Here is a 17,360-nt window from a genome sequence, read left to right on the forward strand (position 1 = left end):
CCCTTGGCCGGTCGGCGTCGGGCCATCATCCGGTCATAGCGCGAGAGCTTGGCCTGGGCCTTCTTCCCATGCTGGGCGTGGGGAAGGTCGTGGTCGATCCCGATCATGCGGCCGGTCTTGGGCAGGGGCTCAGGGGTGGTGGCGGTCACGAAGGACGCGTACCAATGGCCGATGCCGTCGCGGTACACGCGCACCGAGGACGGCGCCTTGGGCAGCCGGCGCGACCACACCACCCTCAGCACGATCCCGCCCGCCAGGTGCAGGCGCCCGTCCTTGAGGCGGAACCCACGCTGGGTGTAGTTCAACGACGGATCGGCCTCCCGCTTCTTCTTCCAGCGGGGCATCCCTGCACGCTGCCGCATCGGCAGCCGGGCCTTGATGTCCCCCAGCGCCTTCGCCCGCGATGTCGCGAAGTCGCGTATGACCTGCTGCTGCGGCACGCTCGCGCCCTGCGCGAGCCACGGCATCCCCCGGCGCGCCTGGGTCAGCATCTTGTCCAGCTGCGCTGGACCACACGCCAGCTTGTCCCCGGAACACACCTTGTTGTGCAGGTACACGGCCTTGGACTTGGCCACGCACTCGTTCCAGATCCAGCGGCACCGGTCCCACTCCGCTTCGAGTGCAGCCCGCGCGCCGGCGGACACGCGAAGACGGTACGTGTACCGGGCGTGCCCGGCACCCCCATTCGTCGTCGCGTCCGTCGTCATGAACCCGAATCTATCCGGGAGGACTGACAGTCGGGAGCTCTTGATCGAGGCGAGCCTGCTCACCCCGTGCCGTGGCGGACGGCCAATCGCCCCGGCGGCGATTGCCCGCTCCCCGCCCTGCCCCGCAGGAGTCCGATTCCTCCCCCGACCTGAAGGCCCGGGCATCCTCGAAGGAACCCGGTGAACGGAGTCCGCCGCAACCGCGCCCTCGCGGCCGAGGGAGAGGAGACGGAATCGGCCGATGCGGTCTCCGATGCGTAGTGCGCGGGTCAAGGGCCGGTCATGGGTTGGGAAGGCAGTCCGGGGCGGGCGTATTCTTGGCGCGGATTCAATAGACACCTCGTTCGGTGAGGCGTCTTCACGGACACAGGCCACTGATCCCACCCGTCGAGAGACGCTCCGGATCAGGACAGGTCTCCCCGGCCCAAGGGGTGACCCCAAGTGGCTTCCCCCGCACAGTCGCGGGGGATCACGCCGTGGAGTGCCAAAGCTCTGACGAGTTGGGGTGCACCGGGACCCGTTCTCGTTCCGGCTGCCCCTTGCCGCAGGACCGCGCACCCTCTGTGCGGCCGTGACCGGGAGGAGGCGACATGGACAGTAGTCCGGGCCATAGTCGGCCCCTCTTCGTGTTGTCCGCGCCGTCCTTCCGCGGCCCGGAGCAGCCTCTTCTTCCCTGATCCCCGACCGCCTCAGCGGCCTGGCAGCCGTGTGCAGGCGGGCGCTGGGCATGCCGTGTGCTGCCGTCCGCGGGGAGGAAAAGCGCTGCCGCGGGCCGCCCGGAGCCCCGCCATGCCGGGGCAAGGGGGTGTTTAGCTTGGCTGCCCACACTCTGCTCATGTCCACCTCGGCCCGTCTGCGTGACCGTCGCGTCACCTCGGAGCGCCGTGCCACCACGTCCAAGGCGGTCCGCACCTCACTGGTCTCCCTGGCCGGGCTGATCGGCGGCCCGGCCACCAACCAGTCGGGTGAAGAGGTCGGCCGCGTCGTCGACGTCGTCGCCCGGCTCTACGGGGCAGACTCGTATCCGCCGGTCACCGGCCTGATCCTGCGCATCGGCCGACGTCGTACCTTCCTGCCCGCAGACGCCGTCGGCAAGGTGCACGCCGGGCACGTACGGCTGCGCACGGCCAGGGTCGACCTGCGCGACTTCGTCCGTCGGCCCGGCGAGGTCCTGCTGGCCAAGGACGTACTCGACCATCAGCTGGTCGATGTGGACGGCGTGCAGGTCACCCGTGCCGCCGACCTGTATCTGGCGCCCTTGGTGGATCAGGTGGTTCTGGTCGGGGTGGACGTCTCGCTGCCCACCCTGCTGCGTCGGCTCGGCCCACGCCGCTGGCAGGCCCGGCCGACCCCGGAGCGGGTGCTGGACTGGCAGGCGGTGGCGCCGTTCGCCGAGCAGGCCACCGAGGGCCCGCCGGAGGTCCGGCTGCGTGCCTCGCGGGCCGCGCTGCGCCGGCTGCGCCCTGCTGATCTCGCGGACATTCTCGAAGACCTCGGCCGTGCCGAGCGGCAGCAGCTGCTGGGGTGGCTGGAGCCGGAGCAGGCGGCCGACGCGCTGGAGGAGATGGAACCGGCCGAGCTGGAGAACCTGCTGCGCGAGGCTCAGCCGGAGCACGCCGCCCTCCTGATCGACGAGATGGAGCCCGACGAGGCCACCGACGCCCTGCGCGACCTCACCCGCGAGGAGCGCGAGGCCCTGCTCACCCGCATGCCGAAGGACGAGGCAGCGGAACTGCGCCGGCTGCTGAACCACCGGGAGGGCACCGCGGGCGGTGCCATGACCACACTGCTGATCACCGCTCGGAAGGACGAGACCGTGGCCGAATTGCGGGCCCGGCTGGCCGAACAAGCCGAACACCGCACGGAGATCGACGCGGTCGCCGTCGTGGACGACGAAGACCGGCTGCTGTGCGACATCGCGCTGTTCGACCTGGCGGTGGCCGAGGACGCGACCCCGCTGGCCGACCTGGTCGCCTGGCGGGCACAGTTCGGCCCGCCGGACACCATCCGGGCCGACACATCCCTGGCGGACGCGGCCGACCAGCTCGTCGCCGCGCGCGCCTCCTCGCTCCTGGTGGTCGACGACAGCGACCGCCCGATCGGCCGGATCCTGGCCGACGACCTGCTCGACGCGATGCTGCCCGAACGCGGGCGCCTGCACTTTCGGAGGTTCCTGCAGTGACCCGCGACCTCGACACCGCCACCACGGCTCCGGAGGCCCCCGCACCCGCGCGCCGTACCGGCTGGCGACGCATCACCCTGATCGCGGCGATCGCCGGCCCTGGCCTGGTCGCCGCGAATGCCGGCAACGACGCCGCCGGCATCGCCACCTACGCCTCGGCGGGCTCCCAATTCACCTACGGCACCCTGTTCTTCATGGTGCTGGTCACCATCGCCCTGGTGATGGTGCAGGAGATGGCCGTCCGCCTCGGTGCCCATACCGGCAAGGGCCTGGGCGCTCTGATCCGCGAACAGTTCAGCCTCCGCCTGACCGGCCTCGCCGTCTTCTGTCTCCTGCTGGCCAACACCGGCCTGGTCGTCTCCGAGTTCGCGGGCATCGGCGCCGCCTTCGAACTCCTCGGCGTCCCCAAATGGGCGGTCATCCCGCCGGCCGCGATCGTGTTGTGGGCGCTGGTGCTGTTCGGCTCCTACCGTTGGGCCGAACGCATCTTCCTGATCATGTCGTTGGCGTTCTTCGCGTACCCGATCGCAATGATCCTCGGCCACCCGGACTGGGGCGCGGTCGGCCACCACCTGGTGGTCCCGCACATGGAGCCGAGCAAGGGTTTCATCCTGCTTGCGGTCGCGTTGATCGGTACGACGGTCAGCCCGTACATGCAGTTCTACGCCGCCGCGGGCGTCGTCGACCGCGGCGCCAAGCCCGCCGACTACCCGCTCATCCGCGCCGACGCCGTCCTCGGCGCCGTCTTCGCCTGCGTCATCAGCCTGACGATCATCATCGCCACCGCTTCCGCCATCGGCGGCAGCGGCCCGCTGGACTCCGCCGCCCAGGCGGCCGAAGCCCTCAAGCCGGTCGCAGGCCAAAACGCCGAGCTCCTCTTCGCGCTCGGACTGATCGGCGCCTCCGCCCTGGCCGGCGCCGTCGTGCCCCTCTCCGCCAGCTACGCCATAGGAGAGGCCGCGGGCGTCGAACGCTCCGTCTCCCGCAGCTTCCGCGACGCCCCGCTGTTCCTGGGCCTGTTCACCGCCCAGATCGTACTGGGCGCCACGGTGGCCATGACCCCGGTCGACGTCATCCAGCTGCTGATCGGTACCCAGGTCCTGCAGGGCCTGCTCAGCCCCATCGTCCTGGTCTACCTGCTGGTTCTGACCAACCGCCGCTCCGTCCTGGGCCAGGCCGCCAACGGGCCGCGCTACCGCATCGCCGCCACGGCTGTGGTCGTCGGCGTCGCCGCCATGTCCACCAGCCTGCTCGTCCAGGCGATCCTCGGCTGGTTCGGTCTCGCCTGAGCCCCGGATTTCACTCCGGCGTGCGGCGCCCCGAAGCCCGGCTTGCTGCCGCCGGGGACTAGCGTCCTGCTGTGGACCCGAGTCGACTCTTCCGCGCAGAGCCGAAGGAGGACGATCTGCATGGATGGTCACGCTGTGACCCAGCTGTCGGCCGGTCAGCTCCCGGAGCTGACCACAGGACGCCTACTGTCCACGTGGCAGCTGGACGTCCCCGCGCTGCTGCTGGTCGTCGCCCTGGGCGCGCTCTACGGCTGCGGCGTTGTGCGGCTCCGGCAGCGCAGCGAGACCTGGCCGCCCGCCCGTGTGGCCGCCTTCGCGCTGCTCGGCCTGGGCGCACTGGTGGTGGCCACGATGTCCGCCCTCGCCGTCTACGACCACGTGCTGTTCTGGCCGGCCGCCGTGCAGAACATCCTCCTCGATCTCGTCGCACCCCTGGGCCTGGCGCTCGGCGACCCGCTGCGGCTCGCGGTCGAGGCACTGCCGGAGGGCGCCGCCGGGCGGGTCCGCCGGACCATAGCGGGCCGTTTGGTGCGGGTGCTGACCTTCCCCCTGGTCAGTACGGCCCTGGTGCTGGCCACCGAGCTGACGGTGTACTTCACGCCGTACTTCGAGACCGCCCTGCGCGTGGGCTGGCTGCACGAGCTGATGTATCTGCACCTGCTCGCGGCCGGCTCCCTGTTCGTCATCCCGGTGCTGACCCGCGAGGAAGCGCTGCCCGCCTGGTGCACGCATCCGGTGCGGGCGGGGCTGGTGTTCCTGGATGGCATCGTCGACGCGGTCCCCGGCCTCGTCGTCATGACGCACGGCACGCTGATCGCGGGCGCCTGGTACCTGCACCACGCGCCGACCTGGTCCCCGGACGTCCAGCACGACCAGCAGATCGGCGGCGGCGCCATGCTCAGCATCGCCGAGCTCGTCGCCCTGCCGTTCCTGCTCGCGCTCCTGTTCCAGTGGGCGCGCACGGAGCGGGCTCAGACCGTGGCCCTGGACCAGCACCTCGACGCGGAACTCGCCCTCGCCACAGCCAAGAGCACCACCTCGGATTCGGACCACGGCCAGACACCGTCTCCCGAACGGGTACGCCCCTGGTGGGAAACCGAAGAGAACGAGGTCGCCGCCAGGATCCGACGCCAGCACCGGGATACCTGACCTGCGTCCCCCTCCAGTCATCCCCCTCACTCCCATCGTCGTCTCCCCGTCCGGGGACGTCTTCGACGGTAAACCCGTACCTAGGTACGGGATGCAAGTCCTGGGCTGGGCCGTTGACCAGGATCAGCCTGGCAGGGGAATCAGCTCACGTCGGGCGCGGCATTAGACGAGGACGACGTCGCGCCACGTGCCGGGTGTAGTTCAGGCTCGGCCGCGCCTCCCGCTTCTTCTTCCACCGGGGCATCCCCGCCCGGCGATGCGTCGCATCCCGGTCCTTGATGGCCTTCAGGGCCCTGGCGCGGGACGTGGCGAAGTCGCGTATCACCTGCTGCTGAGGCACGCTCGCGCCGTCAGCCAGCCACGGCATCCCCCTGCGGGCCTCGGTCAGCATGTTGTCGAGCTGCGCCGGGCCACACGTCAGCTTCTCGCCGCCCGCTTTGCCCTGCACGTGGACCTGCTTGGACTTGGCCACGCATTCGTTCCAGATCCACCGGCAGCGATCCCACTCGGCTTCGAGCCGGCGCCTGGCCGTGTTCGACAGGCGCACACGGAAGGTGTACCGGGCATGCCCGGCGTCCTTCGTGGTCGCTTCTGTCGTCATGCATCCGAACCTACCTGGGAGGACTGACAGTTGAGAGTTCTCGATCATCGCGGGCGACATCACCACCGCGCGGGGCCGACACCGGATCGCCCCGACGGCGATCCGGCCATCCCCGCCCTGCTCCGCAGGAGTCCCATTCCTCCCCGGCCTGAAGGCCGGGGCATCCTCGGAGGAACCCGGTGACTACAGGGCCACCCCCGCCGAGGGACTGGCCGCATAGATCGTCTCCACGCTGCGAGGGAATTGACAGAACTGGCCATCCCAAGGGAGTAGCCGTCCGCGGGCGGGTGCCACTGCAAGCCGCCGCGGTCCCTTCGGCGACGTATCGACCGCGGGGCAGTCGGTCACGACCGTCAGGTCGTCATTACCGCGTCGCAGTCTGGGCAGACCACGGACGCGTACTCTGCGGGGTACCAAGGCGCCTCAGGGTGCTCGGATGGCTTCTGGCAGGCCGTCTCCATAGCGAAGGTGTCCTTGCCGCAGAGAGTCCGTGGGCCAGTCGCAGTGGACGTCCCCGGGGCGGTGGGCGCTGCATGCACCCGGCGGACGCGTCGTGCCTCACCATGCGTCCCGCCCGGGGAGGTGCGCGTGCCCACCGGCTTGTCGAGCTCGTACACGACGATGATCGCGTCCATGCCTCTACGGTAGACGACCGCACGGCCGGCTCGCGGTGGGCCATCGCGGTCGGTCTGGTGCTGAGCCTGGAGGTAACGGCGCTGCAGTTGGTCTTCCGTCAGGAGTCCGAGCACCGGCTCGGCTGGTGGACGAACCGGTGGGCCTCCCGCTACCGGCGCCGACAGAGCCGGGGCGCCGGGAAGAGTGCCCACATGACCGGCCCAGGCAGGCGGTGCTGGGCCGCCGTGGCGGCGCGGTGCGGGCGGACCGTGACTGCTCTGGGGGACATCGCCGAAGGACGCATCCGTCTGCCATACGAGCAACTCGATGCGATGTGTCTGAAGGAGTGGGAGACAGCGGCCGGGCACCTGAACGCACCCGATGCCGGGGGCCGCCGTGTGCTCGGTCCAGGTGGTCAGGAGCGCCAGGCCCCTCGTGCGGGTCAGGCGTGGTCTACGAGTTCTGCTCTGCCCTGCTGACGGGCGCAGTGCGCACAGCAGAAGAACTGCCCGTCGGCCTGGAGGCCGTGACCGAGGATGCGGCATTGGCAGTTGTTGCAGATCGGCGCCATCCTCTGGGCGGCGCACTCGAGGCTGTCGAAGGTGTGGACCGCTCCCTTGGCGTGCACTTCGAATGACATCTCGTAGTCGTTGCCGCAGACCTCACACACGGCCATGGACGCTCAACTCCTCAACGCTTCCCGGACAGGACCGCTACCGGTACCTGCAACCGCCGACGTTCCCCGACGATAGTGAACGGACGCCGCCGTCCTCTGGCGGCACATTGGCCTGCGCCCGCGCGGCATGCAGGAATCACTCGGCCGGGTGCGACGGTACGCGGCAGCCGCACCGGTCCTGCCGGCCTCGATACAGGACTGCCGCCGCTGTGTGAGTGGGTGACCACAAAGCCGCCATCGCTGTGTCCCTGCCCCGGGCCTCAGGCGACAGCGGTGTTCGCGAGACGGGTTCCGGTCGGCCGTTTTCGCGTGATGTCGCCGGTGGCCGAGCCTACCGAGGGAGTTGTCGCTGCTGCGATGTCCGTTCGGGTGTGTGCGGGTGAAGTCCGAGGCAGAGCAGGGCAGGTTGCATGCCCGAAGCGCCGCATCGGCGATCGCGTCGCGTGCGTGTGCGGGTGCTTCGCCGGACATGATGCGTCGTTGGATCTCGCGCAGGGCTGCCCGGTGCGTCGGCACCCGCAAGCAGGGCGGGCATCGGAAGGCCGGCGCTGTCGTGTGCGCCGGCGGCGCGTGGTGGATGCTCGGCCAAGGTCACCGCGAGTGCGGCCTCTGAGTGTTCGCCGATCTCGCGTTCGCGTTCGCGTGCGCGCAGCGCAGGGCTGTCGTGGATGACCTGCCAGAACCGGAGCGAGCCGGGGTGGAGCCCCAGGATGGGGTCGTCCTGCTGCAGGACGGCCAGCAGGTCGTCGCGGATGGCCTCCACCGGGCAGGTGCCGGGTGCGCGGTCGCGCATGAGTGCGGCGAGGTGGCTTTCGACCTCGGCCTGGCGGTCGAAGAAGAGGCCTTCCTTGGCGGGGGAGGAGACGGAACGCCACGGCAGTGCTTTGTCCAGTGATGATGTGATGCGGTTGCCGATGTCCTGGCCGTTGCCGGTGGCCAGAGTCAAAACGGCGGCCACGATGAGGGCAGTGCAGACTGTCGGCCACGGCCAGCTGGTGGGCGATTGAGGGGATGAGCGGCAGGAAGATGCCGGCTGCGAGGGCAAGGACGGCGGGCAGCAGCGGCCATCCTCATACGGCGGCCCGGTCCTGCTCGACGCCCGCTGGATGATGGGGACGTCGACGCCGCCTGGCGGGCCGCGGTCCATACCCGTTCCCACGACCGACAGTGGCTCGCCCTTGCCGACCAGGTCCGCGCCCCCGCCGCGCCGGCGCGCTCGGGGTCTACCTGCGCCTGGTCGAACCGCATAAGAAGCAGACGGGCAACGCCGTCTACGAGTAGCTGACCGACCTGCTGTTAGGCATACGCGAGTGCCACAGCCGCCTGGGCGTCGAGGACGAGTTCACTGCGCACGTCGCCGTCCTGCGCGCCGGCCACAAGCGCAAGCGGAGCCTGATGCGGTTGCTCGACGAGCACGGCCTGTGCCTCATCGGTCCTGAGGCTTTCGTCGACCGTGCTCACGCAATGGTGGACCCTGCCGCTGCTTGCCTTGGGACCGCCTACCGCGTTGGTGGCAGGTCGATACAGACAGCAGCAGGGACCAGCGTCATGGGATTGATCGCCTGGTGGATCGGGGCCCGCTACCGAACGGAGGTGCGATAGCGGGCCTGCGCACGTCCAAGCCGCGGGTTCGCCGTCGTCCTTGTCGCCTGGCTGGCGCCGCGGTGCCGGTGTGCCGGGCGGTGTTGGGCAGCCGTGGCCGGATTTTGTCTCAGCCGCGCCGTGTCTGGCGCCGTGCGGGAGGGTCTCTGCGTGCCCGGGGCCGTCGCGCAGCCGGAGGAGTGGCCATGTCCGAGGGCTTGCCGGGGGGCGCTCTGTCCGGATCGCTGGTGGAAACCTCGTGGAAATCGGGGGTTGACGTGGGGTTGGGTCCGTTCTAGCTTTCATTCAGCTAGTTTCTTAAGTCACTAAAGAAAGAGCGCGAATGAACAGGTTGGCGGGTGAAGACCTCTCCAGTACGGCTGTGCTGGCCCTGCTGGGCAGGGCGGGGCCGATGTCGCGGGCCGCGCTGGCCCGGGAGCTGGGGATGAGCGCGGCGACGCTGACCCAGGTGACCCGGCGTCTGCTGGTGCAGGGGGTGATCGAGGAACTCGACCGCCAGGAGCCTTCCCGCGGGGGCCGGCGCGCTCGGCTGGTCGGCCTCGTCGGCGACGCCGGCCGGGCCCTGGGTGTCAAGGTGGCCGCCGACCACGTCGTGCTGGTCGACATGCGCCTGGACGGGCAGGTCACCGACACCGTGACGGTCCCCTTCGACGCCACGGCGCTGGAGGCGGTGCCCGCGATCGTGGAGTTGCTGCGCCCTTTCACCACGCCCCGCGAGGACCTGCCGCCCCTGCTGGGGATCGGGGTGGGGGTGCCCGGCTCCGTCGACCGTCCGGACAGCGGGGTCGTGGACGCCGCGATGCTGAACTGGCAGCACGTGCCGCTGGGTACCATGCTCGGCGCAGCTTTGGGGCTTGCCGTTTTGGTGGAGAACGACGTCAACGCGTTGGGCAGCGGTGAGCGCCTGTACGGGCGGGGCCGCACCCTGAACGACTTTTTGGTGGTCACCATCGGCCGTGGCGTCGGCCTGGCCATCGTCGCGGGCGGCCATGTCTACCGCGGCGCCCACGGAGGCGCCGGGGAGTTCGGTCATGTTCCGGTCGCCTCGGACGGTCCGCTGTGCACGTGCGGGAATCACGGGTGCCTGGAAGCACTGATTGGCGATGCCGCGCTGTTGCGCACCGCACGCTCGGCCGGCCTGGTCGGCGAGGACGCCACACCGGATGATCTCGCCGACCTTGCGAACGGAGCCGATGACCGGGCCGAGCAGGCATGCGCCATCCTGCGGGAAGCGGGAGAGATCCTGGGCCGCCAGCTGGCCGGGCTGACCACTGTGCTGGACCCGGAGGAGATCGTGGTCATGGGGGAGGGGACCCGATCCTGGCGCTGGTGGGAGCCCGGCGTCAGGGCAGCCCTGCAACGCCATGGGCGTCGCCGGGATCAGGAGCTGGCGATCACTGTCGAGCCGTATACGGACACGATCTGGGCGCAGGGAGCTGCTGCCCTGGTCCTCGCCGCATCGCTGGACGGAGGCGTCGGCAGCGTCGATCCCCGTCGTCGCATCCACGGGCTCGGCGACGGGGCGGGCAGCCGGAGCGCGACATGACGATCAACCCCCTGTCTGCAGGTGCCGGCCACAGCCCGGCCTTGGCCGCGATACGACGGCGCAAGTGGCGCAACCGCGCCGCGGTGGCGTTCTTCCTGGCGCCGAGCGCCATTCCGCTCCTGCTGTTCACCGCCGGCCCGATGCTCTCCTCGCTGTGGATCAGCCTGCATTCCTGGGACCTGATCTCCCCGATGCACTGGGTGGGGCTGGCCAACTACACACACCTGTTGCGCGATGGCGATACCCGTTCCGCCTTCTGGCACACGGTGTACTTCATCGCCGGCTACCTCCCGCTGGTGTACGTGGGCGGCCTGGCGCTGGCGCTCGCCCTCAACCGCCGCATGCGGGGGCGCAGCATCCTGCGGTCGATCTACTTCCTGCCGGTCGTCACTAGCTGGGTGATGGTCTCTTTGACGTGGAAGTGGATCCTCAGCCCCGACGGGGGGCTGCTCAACCGGGTCCTGGCGGCCGTGGGTCTGCCGACTCCTGACTGGTGGGCGTCCCCGACCTGGGCGCTGCCGTCGGTGATCCTTGCCTCGGCGTGGAAGGACCTCGGGTTCGTCATGGTCATCCTGCTGGCAGGGCTGCAGGCGATCCCGCAGGACCTGTACGAGGCGGCCACGATCGACGGAGCAGGCGCCTGGCAGCGGTTTTGGCGCATCACACTCCCATTGCTGTCGCCGTCCACCTACTTCGTCGTCCTCATCTCGCTCATCAACGGCTTCCAGGTGTTCGACCAGGTCTTCGTGATGACCGGCGGCGGCCCCGCCGGGTCCTCGCGGCCCGTCGTCGAGGAGGTCTACGACCTGTCCTTCCGATACGGGCAGGTCGGTACCGGCTCGGCCCTGTCCTGGCTGCTGTTCGCGGTGATCATGGTGGTCACCGTCGTCATGACCCGCATCCAGCGGCGGTGGGTGACCCATGCCTGAACTGACCCGGACACCCGCCTGGCCCCCTGCGGCCGGGCCCGAGCCCTCCGCCGTTGTCCAGCCGCGCGGGGCACGCCGCAGCCGGCCCACAGCCGCCCACCGGCGCCTGCGGGCGGCATCCCTGACCACCCTGGTCGTCCTGGGAGCGGCCGGGATGCTCTTCCCGTTTCTGTGGATGCTGATCACCTCGCTGCAGCCCAATGGCAGCGGCATCACCGCCCCCTCCCTGCTGCCCACCGCCGTCAGCGGAGACGGCTACCGCAGCCTTTTTCACGCGGTGCCCTTCACCCGGGTCGCCGTCAACAGCCTGTGGCTGGCTTTGACCTCGACCGCCATCCAGCTGATCACCAGCTCCATGGCCGCCTACGCCTTCTCCCGGCTGCGCTTTCGCGGCCGGGGCCTGGTATTCGGCTGCTACCTGGCCACCATGATGATCCCGCTGCAGGTCCTCATCGTCCCGCTCTTCGCGGAGATGAAGACACTGAACCTCGTCGACACCTACGCCGCGGTACTCGCCCCGACCCTCGCCTCCGGCTTCGGAGTGTTCCTGCTGCGACAGGCGATGGACGCAGTGCCCCGGGAACTGGACGAGGCGGCCCGCCTCGACGGCGCCGGCCACCTGCGGATCTTCGCCTCGGTGATACTGCCGCTGGTGCGCCCCGCCCTGGCGACCTTCTCCGTCTTCGGCTTCATGGCCAGCTGGAACAGCTTCCTGTGGCCGCTGGTCATCGTCCGATCGCCCGAGTTCATGACCCTCCCGCTGGCGCTGGCCAACCTCCAAGGCCAATTCAGCACCCAGTGGAACGTGACCATGGCTGGCTCCGTCCTCGGCACCCTCCCGATCATGATCCTCTACCTCTTCGCTCAAAAGTACGTGGTGCAGAGCGTCGCCCAGTCGGGCCTGAAGTAGCCCCGGCCCCGGCCATTGCCTGCATCCCCTCCCTTTCCACGCATCCCCCGCCACCCCAGGAGACAGCCATGCATACCCCCCGGATCGCCCTCGCCGCTGGCGTCGCGGCACTGGCCCTGACCACCGCCTGCGGCCAAGGCTCCGCGACCAGATCGGCCTCCGCCGACGGCGTGACCACCGTCCGCTACATGACCTTCTCCGCCGGCGCCGACCACGCCAAGGACCTCGACGCCATCGTTGCGGCGTTCGAGAAGAACAACCCCGCCATCAAGGTCCAGGTGCAGTCCGTGCCCTACGCGAGCTACGCCACCACGCTGCAGACCGCGATCTCCGGCGGCACCGCGCCGGACACCTTCGAACTCGACCAGCAGAGCCTGGCCACCTACGCCTCCTCCGGCGCCCTCTTGGACCTGGCCCAGCCAGCCGCAAAGGAGCCAGCCTACCACTCCTCGGCCTACTCCCCGGCCAATCTGAAGGCCGCACAGTACAAGGGCACGCAGTACGCGCTGCCGGAGTCCTTCTCCACCGTGGTCCTCATCTACAACAAGACGCTCTTCGCCAAGGCCGGCGTCCCTACTCCCACCGCCGGCTGGACCTGGAAGGACGAGCAGGCCGCCGCACGCAAGCTCACCGACGCGGGCAAGGGCGTGTGGGGCGATTTCCAGCCCATCACCTTCAACGAGTTCTCCAAGGCCCTCGACCAGGCGGGCGGCTCCTTCCTGTCCGCCGACGGCACCAAGGCGACCTTCGACAGCCCCCAGGGCATCGCCGCGGCGAAATGGCTGATCAGCAAGAACAAGACCACCATGCCCGATGCGGCGAAGAGTGCGAACACCCCCGACTACGACACCAACCTGTTCAAGGCCGGCAAGCTCGCCATGTGGCACAACGGCAACTGGCAGTTCAGCGCCCTGCAGAACGTGCCTTTCGACTGGGACGTGGCCGTCGAACCCGGTGACACCCACAAGGCCAGCGCGGTCTTCCAGAACTCCGTCGGCATCTCCAAGACCACCCAGCACGCCGATGCCGCCTTCAAGTGGCTGGCCTACCTGACCGCCTCCGACACCACCGCCAAGACCCGCGTCGACTCCTCCTGGGAACTCCCGCCACTGGCCGACACCAGCAAGGTCGCCGGCTACCTCAACGCGGGCAAGCCGGCCAACCGCCAAGCCGTCTTCGACTCCCTCAAGCAGCAGGCCACGGCGCCCGTCATCGCCAAGCAGCAGCAGATGCAGGACATCGTCAACAACGCCCTCGCCGACGCCGCCGCCGGCCGCACGGACGTCGCAGCGGCGCTGTCCCAGGCCGCCCGGCAGGTCACCTCACTGCTGAAGTGAAGCCTCGGGCGCCCGCGGGAGACCTGACCGCCCCGCGGGCGCCCGAACCCCCCGGCCGGACCGGTACCTCCGGTCCTTCCCACCCCGCCCCACCCACACAGGAGACACTCGCCTTGTCCACCCCCACGACGCAGTCGCCCGGTCACGCGCGCCTGGCCCGCCGCAGCCTGGAGGTGATCACCGCCCACCAGGCGCCCTCCGGGGCCTACCCGGCCTGCCCGACCTACCCGGTCTACCGCTACTCGTGGTTCCGCGACGGTTCGTTCATCGCCGAGGCCGCCTCCCGCGCAGGCGCCGCCGACTCCGCCGACGCCTTCCACCGGTGGTGCGCCAAGGTCATCACCGACCGCGCCGACCGCATCGAGCGGATCACCGCGGCGAAAGCCGCGGGCCGGCAGCCGGCCGAGGCCGACCTGCTGCCCACCCGCTACACCCTGGACGGCCAGGACACCGGCGACGTCGGCTGGTGGGACTTCCAGACCGACGGCTACGGCACCTGGCTGTGGGCGCTGAGCGAGCATCTGCGCCGGCACGGCGGCGACCCTTCCCCCTACGGTGAGGCGATCCGCCTCACCGTCGGCTATCTCGCCGCGACCTGGGACCTTCCCTGCTACGACTGGTGGGAGGAGTCCAAGGAACACCGGCACGGGGCCACCCTCGGCGCCATCCGCGGCGGCCTCGCCGCGATCGAGGCGGCCGACCTCGACGAGACCGGGCTGTGCGCGCCCACCGTCACGCAGATCGATGCCCTGGTGCGCGAAAGCGGTCTGCACGAGGGCCATCTGGCGAAGTGGCTGGGCAGCCAGGCGGTCGACGCGAGCCTGCTGGCCTGTCTGACACCGTTCGCCTCCGTGGACCCGGCCGGACCCATCGCCCAAGCAACCCTCGCCGCGATCGAACACGACCTGCTCGAGCCGGAAGGCGGCGTGCACCGCTACCTGGCAGACGTCTTCTACGGCGGCGGGCAGTGGCCCGTCCTGGCCGGCTTCCTCGGCTGGCACTACGCACGCACCGGCCGCACCGACGACGCCCGCCGAGAACTGGACTGGATCGCCTCCAACGCCACCGCCGACGACCTGCTGCCCGAACAGGCCCCCGGTGCCACCCTCCTGGCACCCGAACACCACGCCCGGTGGGAGGAGCGCTGGGGGCCGAACGCCACCCCACTGCTGTGGTCCCACGCGATGTACCTGATCCTCGCCCACGAACTGGAAGTCTCCGCATGATCCGCCACCTCCCGCATGGCTCGGGCCACGCCTACCAGCCCACCGACGACCAGCGCGTGCCCGTGATCCCCCTGGCAGGCGAGCCCTTCGAGATCCGGGCCTCCACCGGATACGGCATCGAGGCCGTGGTGTGCGAGTGGGACACCGGCGACGGCGTCACCGAACTGACCGCCGCCATCGAAGGGGCCGGCGAGCGCACCGGCGACAGCGGCGGCGACACCGACAGCCACCTCGCCGCCGCGGCCGCCGGCGGCAGCGGCACCCGCCACCGCTGGGTGGTCCGCCCCGCACCGCTCGCCGAAGGCACAAGCGCCCGCTACCGCTTTGTGGCCCGCCACCAAGACGGCCGCGTCCGCCGCACCTCCTGGCACACCGTCGCCCCGGCCGTATGGCACAAGGGAGCAGCACAGCTGCAGGTCACCCAAGACGCCGGCCGCTTGGTCGAGGACTCCACATCCAGCCTGGTGGCCGCCGACGGCACCGTCCTGCGGGTCCGCTTCGCACTGCGGCTGGCCCCCGGCGAGCACGTGGTCGGCTTCGGCGAACGCTACAACGCCGTCGACCAACGCGGACGCACCCTGGACGCGCAGGTCTTCGAGCAGTACAAGGGTCAGGGCTTCACCGCCCGCACGTATCTGCCGATGCCCTTCGCGATGGTGCTGGGCGGCGACAGTTGGGCCTTCCACGTCCGCACCTCCCGCCGCACCTGGTACGACATCGGCGCAAGCGACCCTGACCTGCTGTGGGTCGAGGCACAGACCCCGCCGGACGGCTCACTCGAGACGGTCTGCTTCCACGGCGCGCCCCATGAACTGCTGTCCGCCTTCCTCGACGAAGCCGGACGCCCCGAGGAACTGCCCGACTGGGTCTTCCGCCTGTGGGCCAGCGGCAACGAGTGGAACACACAACAGCGCGTGCTGACCGAGATGGACCGCCACCGCGACGAGGACATTCCCGTCGGCGCGCTGGTCATCGAGGCATGGAGCGACGAGGCGACCTTCACCGTCTTCCGCGACGCCCAGTACACGGTCAACGAGGACGGCGCCCCCCACCGCCTGGCCGACTTCACCTTCCCTCCCGACGGCGCCTGGCCCGACCCCAAGGGCCTGGTCGACGAACTGCACCAGCGTGACATCAAAGTGCTGCTCTGGCAGATCCCGCTGATGAAGATGCGCCCCGCACCACGCGGCCAGGCCGCCGCGGACGCCCGCGCCATGATCGACCACGGGTACACCGTCATGGAGCAAGGCGGCACGCGGCCCTACCGCAACCGTGGCTGGTGGTTCCCCCAAGCCCTGATGCCGGACCTCACCAACCCCAAGGCACGCCAGTGGTGGCTGTCCAAGCGTCGCTACCTGGTCGACGAGGTCGGCATCGACGGCTTCAAAACGGACGGCGGCGAACACGCCTGGGGCGAGGACCTGCGCTACGCCGACGGGACCACCGGCGCACAGACCAACAACCTGTTCACCGTCCAATACCCCTCCGCCTACCGGGAGTTGCTGCGCGAGGGCGGCAAGGCCCCGGTCACCTTCAGCCGCGCCGGGTTCACCGGCTCGCAGAACGCAGGCGCCTTCTGGGCCGGCGACGAGGACTCCACCTGGGACGCCTACCGGCACTCCCTCAACGCCGGCATCACCGCCTCGGCCTGCGGCATCATCTACTGGGGCTGGGACATCGCGGGCTTCTCCGGCGACGTCCCGGACGCCGAACTGTATCTGCGGGCCCTGGCGGCTTCCACCTTCATGCCGATCATGCAATACCACTCGGAGTACAACCACCACCGGCAGCCGCTGCGCGACCGCACCCCGTGGAACATCGCCGACCGCTCCGGCGACCCCCGCGTCCTGGACATCTCCCGCAAGTACGCCCACCTGCGCGAGCGCCTGGTGCCCTACCTGGCACAGGAGACCCGCACCGGCCTGGCACAGGGCAAGCCGCTGATGCGCGCACTGTTCTTCGACGACGCCCAGGACGAGCGCATCTGGGACTTCCCCGATCAGTTCCGGCTCGGCTCGGCACTGCTGATCGCGCCGGTCACCCAACCGGGCGCCGCCAGCCGGGAGGTGTATCTGCCCCACGGCGAGTGGGTCGACGTCTGGACCGGTCACAGGCACACCGGCGGGCAGGTCTTTGAGCGGGCCACCCCCCTGGACATCGTCCCCGTCTATGCGACCGCCGACCGGTGGGCCGACCTCGAGGCACTCTTCTCCACCGGCACCTGACCTTCCGGGAGAGGAGTCGGAGCCACGTCACCCGGGTGGACTTCTTGTGGAGGAGGCTGCACTCATACGGCCCGCCCGCGGTGCGGGCCGCCATGCGGCTCATCCCGCCCACCGTCACCGGGCTGTGGTGGATGCGGTCGATGCCTCGCCCAGCCAGATCAAGCGTGCCCGCGCCAGGCGACTTGTGAGAAGAGCCCGGCAGGGATCGTGCGCGCCGGAGAGACTACCGCCCACACCGGCCCGCACGAGGACCACCAGCGTCTCTGATTGGCTTAGCCTTGATCCACCGACGTGGCCTGAAGTGGATCTTCTGACGGGTTTTTGAGCGGGTTTCGGGTTGGTGTCTGTGCCTGGGCAGGTGGTATC

13 protein-coding genes, 1 pseudogene and 1 riboswitch are annotated in these 17,360 nt (G+C 69.9%); of the genes and pseudogenes, 9 read left to right on the forward strand and 5 right to left on the reverse strand.

The window, feature by feature from the left end:
• On the reverse strand, positions 1-707 hold a 707-nt coding region (locus tag ACWDA7_RS40585), incomplete at its 3' end, for an RNA-guided endonuclease InsQ/TnpB family protein (protein ID WP_450611540.1).
• Positions 708-1,039: 332 nt separating this feature from the next.
• Positions 1,040-1,219, forward strand: a riboswitch (M-box (ykoK) riboswitch).
• Between the two features lie 323 nt (positions 1,220-1,542).
• Here ACWDA7_RS40585 and ACWDA7_RS40590 point away from each other — a divergent pair.
• From ACWDA7_RS40590 to ACWDA7_RS40600, 3 genes are all read left to right on the forward strand, one after another.
• Entirely contained in the window at positions 1,543-2,889 is a 1,347-nt protein-coding gene (locus ACWDA7_RS40590) for a magnesium transporter MgtE N-terminal domain-containing protein (RefSeq protein WP_450611541.1), read from the forward strand.
• Positions 2,886-4,178 (forward strand): NRAMP family divalent metal transporter, encoded by a 1,293-nt coding sequence (locus ACWDA7_RS40595; RefSeq protein ID WP_450611543.1) that lies wholly within the window; start codon positions 2,886-2,888, stop codon positions 4,176-4,178. The genes ACWDA7_RS40590 and ACWDA7_RS40595 overlap by 4 nt, the downstream gene beginning before the upstream one ends.
• 120 nt (positions 4,179-4,298) lie before the next feature.
• Positions 4,299-5,327: a cytochrome c oxidase assembly protein gene (locus tag ACWDA7_RS40600; protein WP_450611545.1), complete on the forward strand. Its 1,029-nt coding sequence runs from the start codon at positions 4,299-4,301 to the stop codon at positions 5,325-5,327.
• 190 nt (positions 5,328-5,517) lie between these two features.
• Here the strand turns inward: ACWDA7_RS40600 and ACWDA7_RS40605 are convergent.
• The 4 genes and pseudogenes from ACWDA7_RS40605 to ACWDA7_RS40620 all read right to left on the reverse strand — a co-directional run.
• Positions 5,518-5,928 (reverse strand): annotated as a pseudogene (locus ACWDA7_RS40605) (RNA-guided endonuclease TnpB family protein); the annotation flags it as partial.
• A 1,057-nt stretch (positions 5,929-6,985) separates the two neighbouring features.
• A complete protein-coding gene (locus tag ACWDA7_RS40610) occupies positions 6,986-7,219 on the reverse strand; it encodes a hypothetical protein (protein WP_450611547.1) in 234 nt (77 codons plus the stop codon).
• A 331-nt stretch (positions 7,220-7,550) separates the two neighbouring features.
• Positions 7,551-8,177 carry a hypothetical protein gene (locus ACWDA7_RS40615; protein ID WP_450611549.1) on the reverse strand — a complete coding sequence of 209 codons (627 nt, stop codon included), beginning with the start codon at positions 8,175-8,177 and terminating at the stop codon, positions 7,551-7,553.
• A gap of 338 nt (positions 8,178-8,515) precedes the next feature.
• A complete protein-coding gene (locus ACWDA7_RS40620) occupies positions 8,516-8,680 on the reverse strand; it encodes a hypothetical protein (protein ID WP_450611551.1) in 165 nt (54 codons plus the stop codon).
• Positions 8,681-9,143: 463 nt separating this feature from the next.
• Between ACWDA7_RS40620 and ACWDA7_RS40625 the strand changes: the two genes are divergently transcribed.
• The 6 genes from ACWDA7_RS40625 to ACWDA7_RS40650 all read left to right on the forward strand — a co-directional run bounded on the left by ACWDA7_RS40625 (position 9,144) and on the right by ACWDA7_RS40650 (position 16,994).
• Positions 9,144-10,367: an ROK family protein gene (locus tag ACWDA7_RS40625; protein ID WP_450611553.1), complete on the forward strand. Its 1,224-nt coding sequence runs from the start codon at positions 9,144-9,146 to the stop codon at positions 10,365-10,367.
• Positions 10,364-11,296, forward strand: coding sequence for a carbohydrate ABC transporter permease (locus ACWDA7_RS40630; protein WP_450611555.1), 933 nt, complete (start codon positions 10,364-10,366; stop codon positions 11,294-11,296). Before ACWDA7_RS40625 ends, ACWDA7_RS40630 begins: the two co-directional genes overlap by 4 nt.
• Entirely contained in the window at positions 11,289-12,206 is a 918-nt protein-coding gene (locus ACWDA7_RS40635; RefSeq protein WP_450611557.1) for a carbohydrate ABC transporter permease, read from the forward strand. The genes ACWDA7_RS40630 and ACWDA7_RS40635 overlap by 8 nt, the downstream gene beginning before the upstream one ends.
• 68 nt (positions 12,207-12,274) lie before the next feature.
• Positions 12,275-13,543: an ABC transporter substrate-binding protein gene (locus ACWDA7_RS40640; protein ID WP_450611559.1), complete on the forward strand. Its 1,269-nt coding sequence runs from the start codon at positions 12,275-12,277 to the stop codon at positions 13,541-13,543.
• Between the two features lie 113 nt (positions 13,544-13,656).
• A complete protein-coding gene (locus ACWDA7_RS40645) occupies positions 13,657-14,769 on the forward strand; it encodes a glycoside hydrolase family 15 protein (RefSeq protein ID WP_450611561.1) in 1,113 nt (370 codons plus the stop codon).
• Positions 14,766-16,994: a glycoside hydrolase family 31 protein gene (locus ACWDA7_RS40650; protein ID WP_450611563.1), complete on the forward strand. Its 2,229-nt coding sequence runs from the start codon at positions 14,766-14,768 to the stop codon at positions 16,992-16,994. The genes ACWDA7_RS40645 and ACWDA7_RS40650 overlap by 4 nt, the downstream gene beginning before the upstream one ends.
• Positions 16,995-17,360 lie beyond the last annotated feature (366 nt).

The organism is Streptomyces sp. NPDC001156, from assembly GCF_053598275.1.

Bases quoted from the DNA above. Each gene is read 5' to 3' on its own strand.
- ACWDA7_RS40590 (WP_450611541.1), top strand. From the start codon at position 1,543: ATGTCCACCTCGGCCCGTCTGCGTGACCGTCGCGTCACCTCGGAGCGC.
- ACWDA7_RS40600 (WP_450611545.1), top strand. From the start codon at position 4,299: ATGGATGGTCACGCTGTGACCCAGCTGTCGGCCGGTCAGCTCCCGGAG.
- ACWDA7_RS40610 (WP_450611547.1), bottom strand. From the start codon at position 7,219: ATGGCCGTGTGTGAGGTCTGCGGCAACGACTACGAGATGTCATTCGAA.
- ACWDA7_RS40625 (WP_450611553.1), top strand. From the start codon at position 9,144: ATGAACAGGTTGGCGGGTGAAGACCTCTCCAGTACGGCTGTGCTGGCC.
- ACWDA7_RS40630 (WP_450611555.1), top strand. From the start codon at position 10,364: ATGACGATCAACCCCCTGTCTGCAGGTGCCGGCCACAGCCCGGCCTTG.
- ACWDA7_RS40635 (WP_450611557.1), top strand. From the start codon at position 11,289: ATGCCTGAACTGACCCGGACACCCGCCTGGCCCCCTGCGGCCGGGCCC.
- ACWDA7_RS40640 (WP_450611559.1), top strand. From the start codon at position 12,275: ATGCATACCCCCCGGATCGCCCTCGCCGCTGGCGTCGCGGCACTGGCC.
- ACWDA7_RS40650 (WP_450611563.1), top strand. From the start codon at position 14,766: ATGATCCGCCACCTCCCGCATGGCTCGGGCCACGCCTACCAGCCCACC.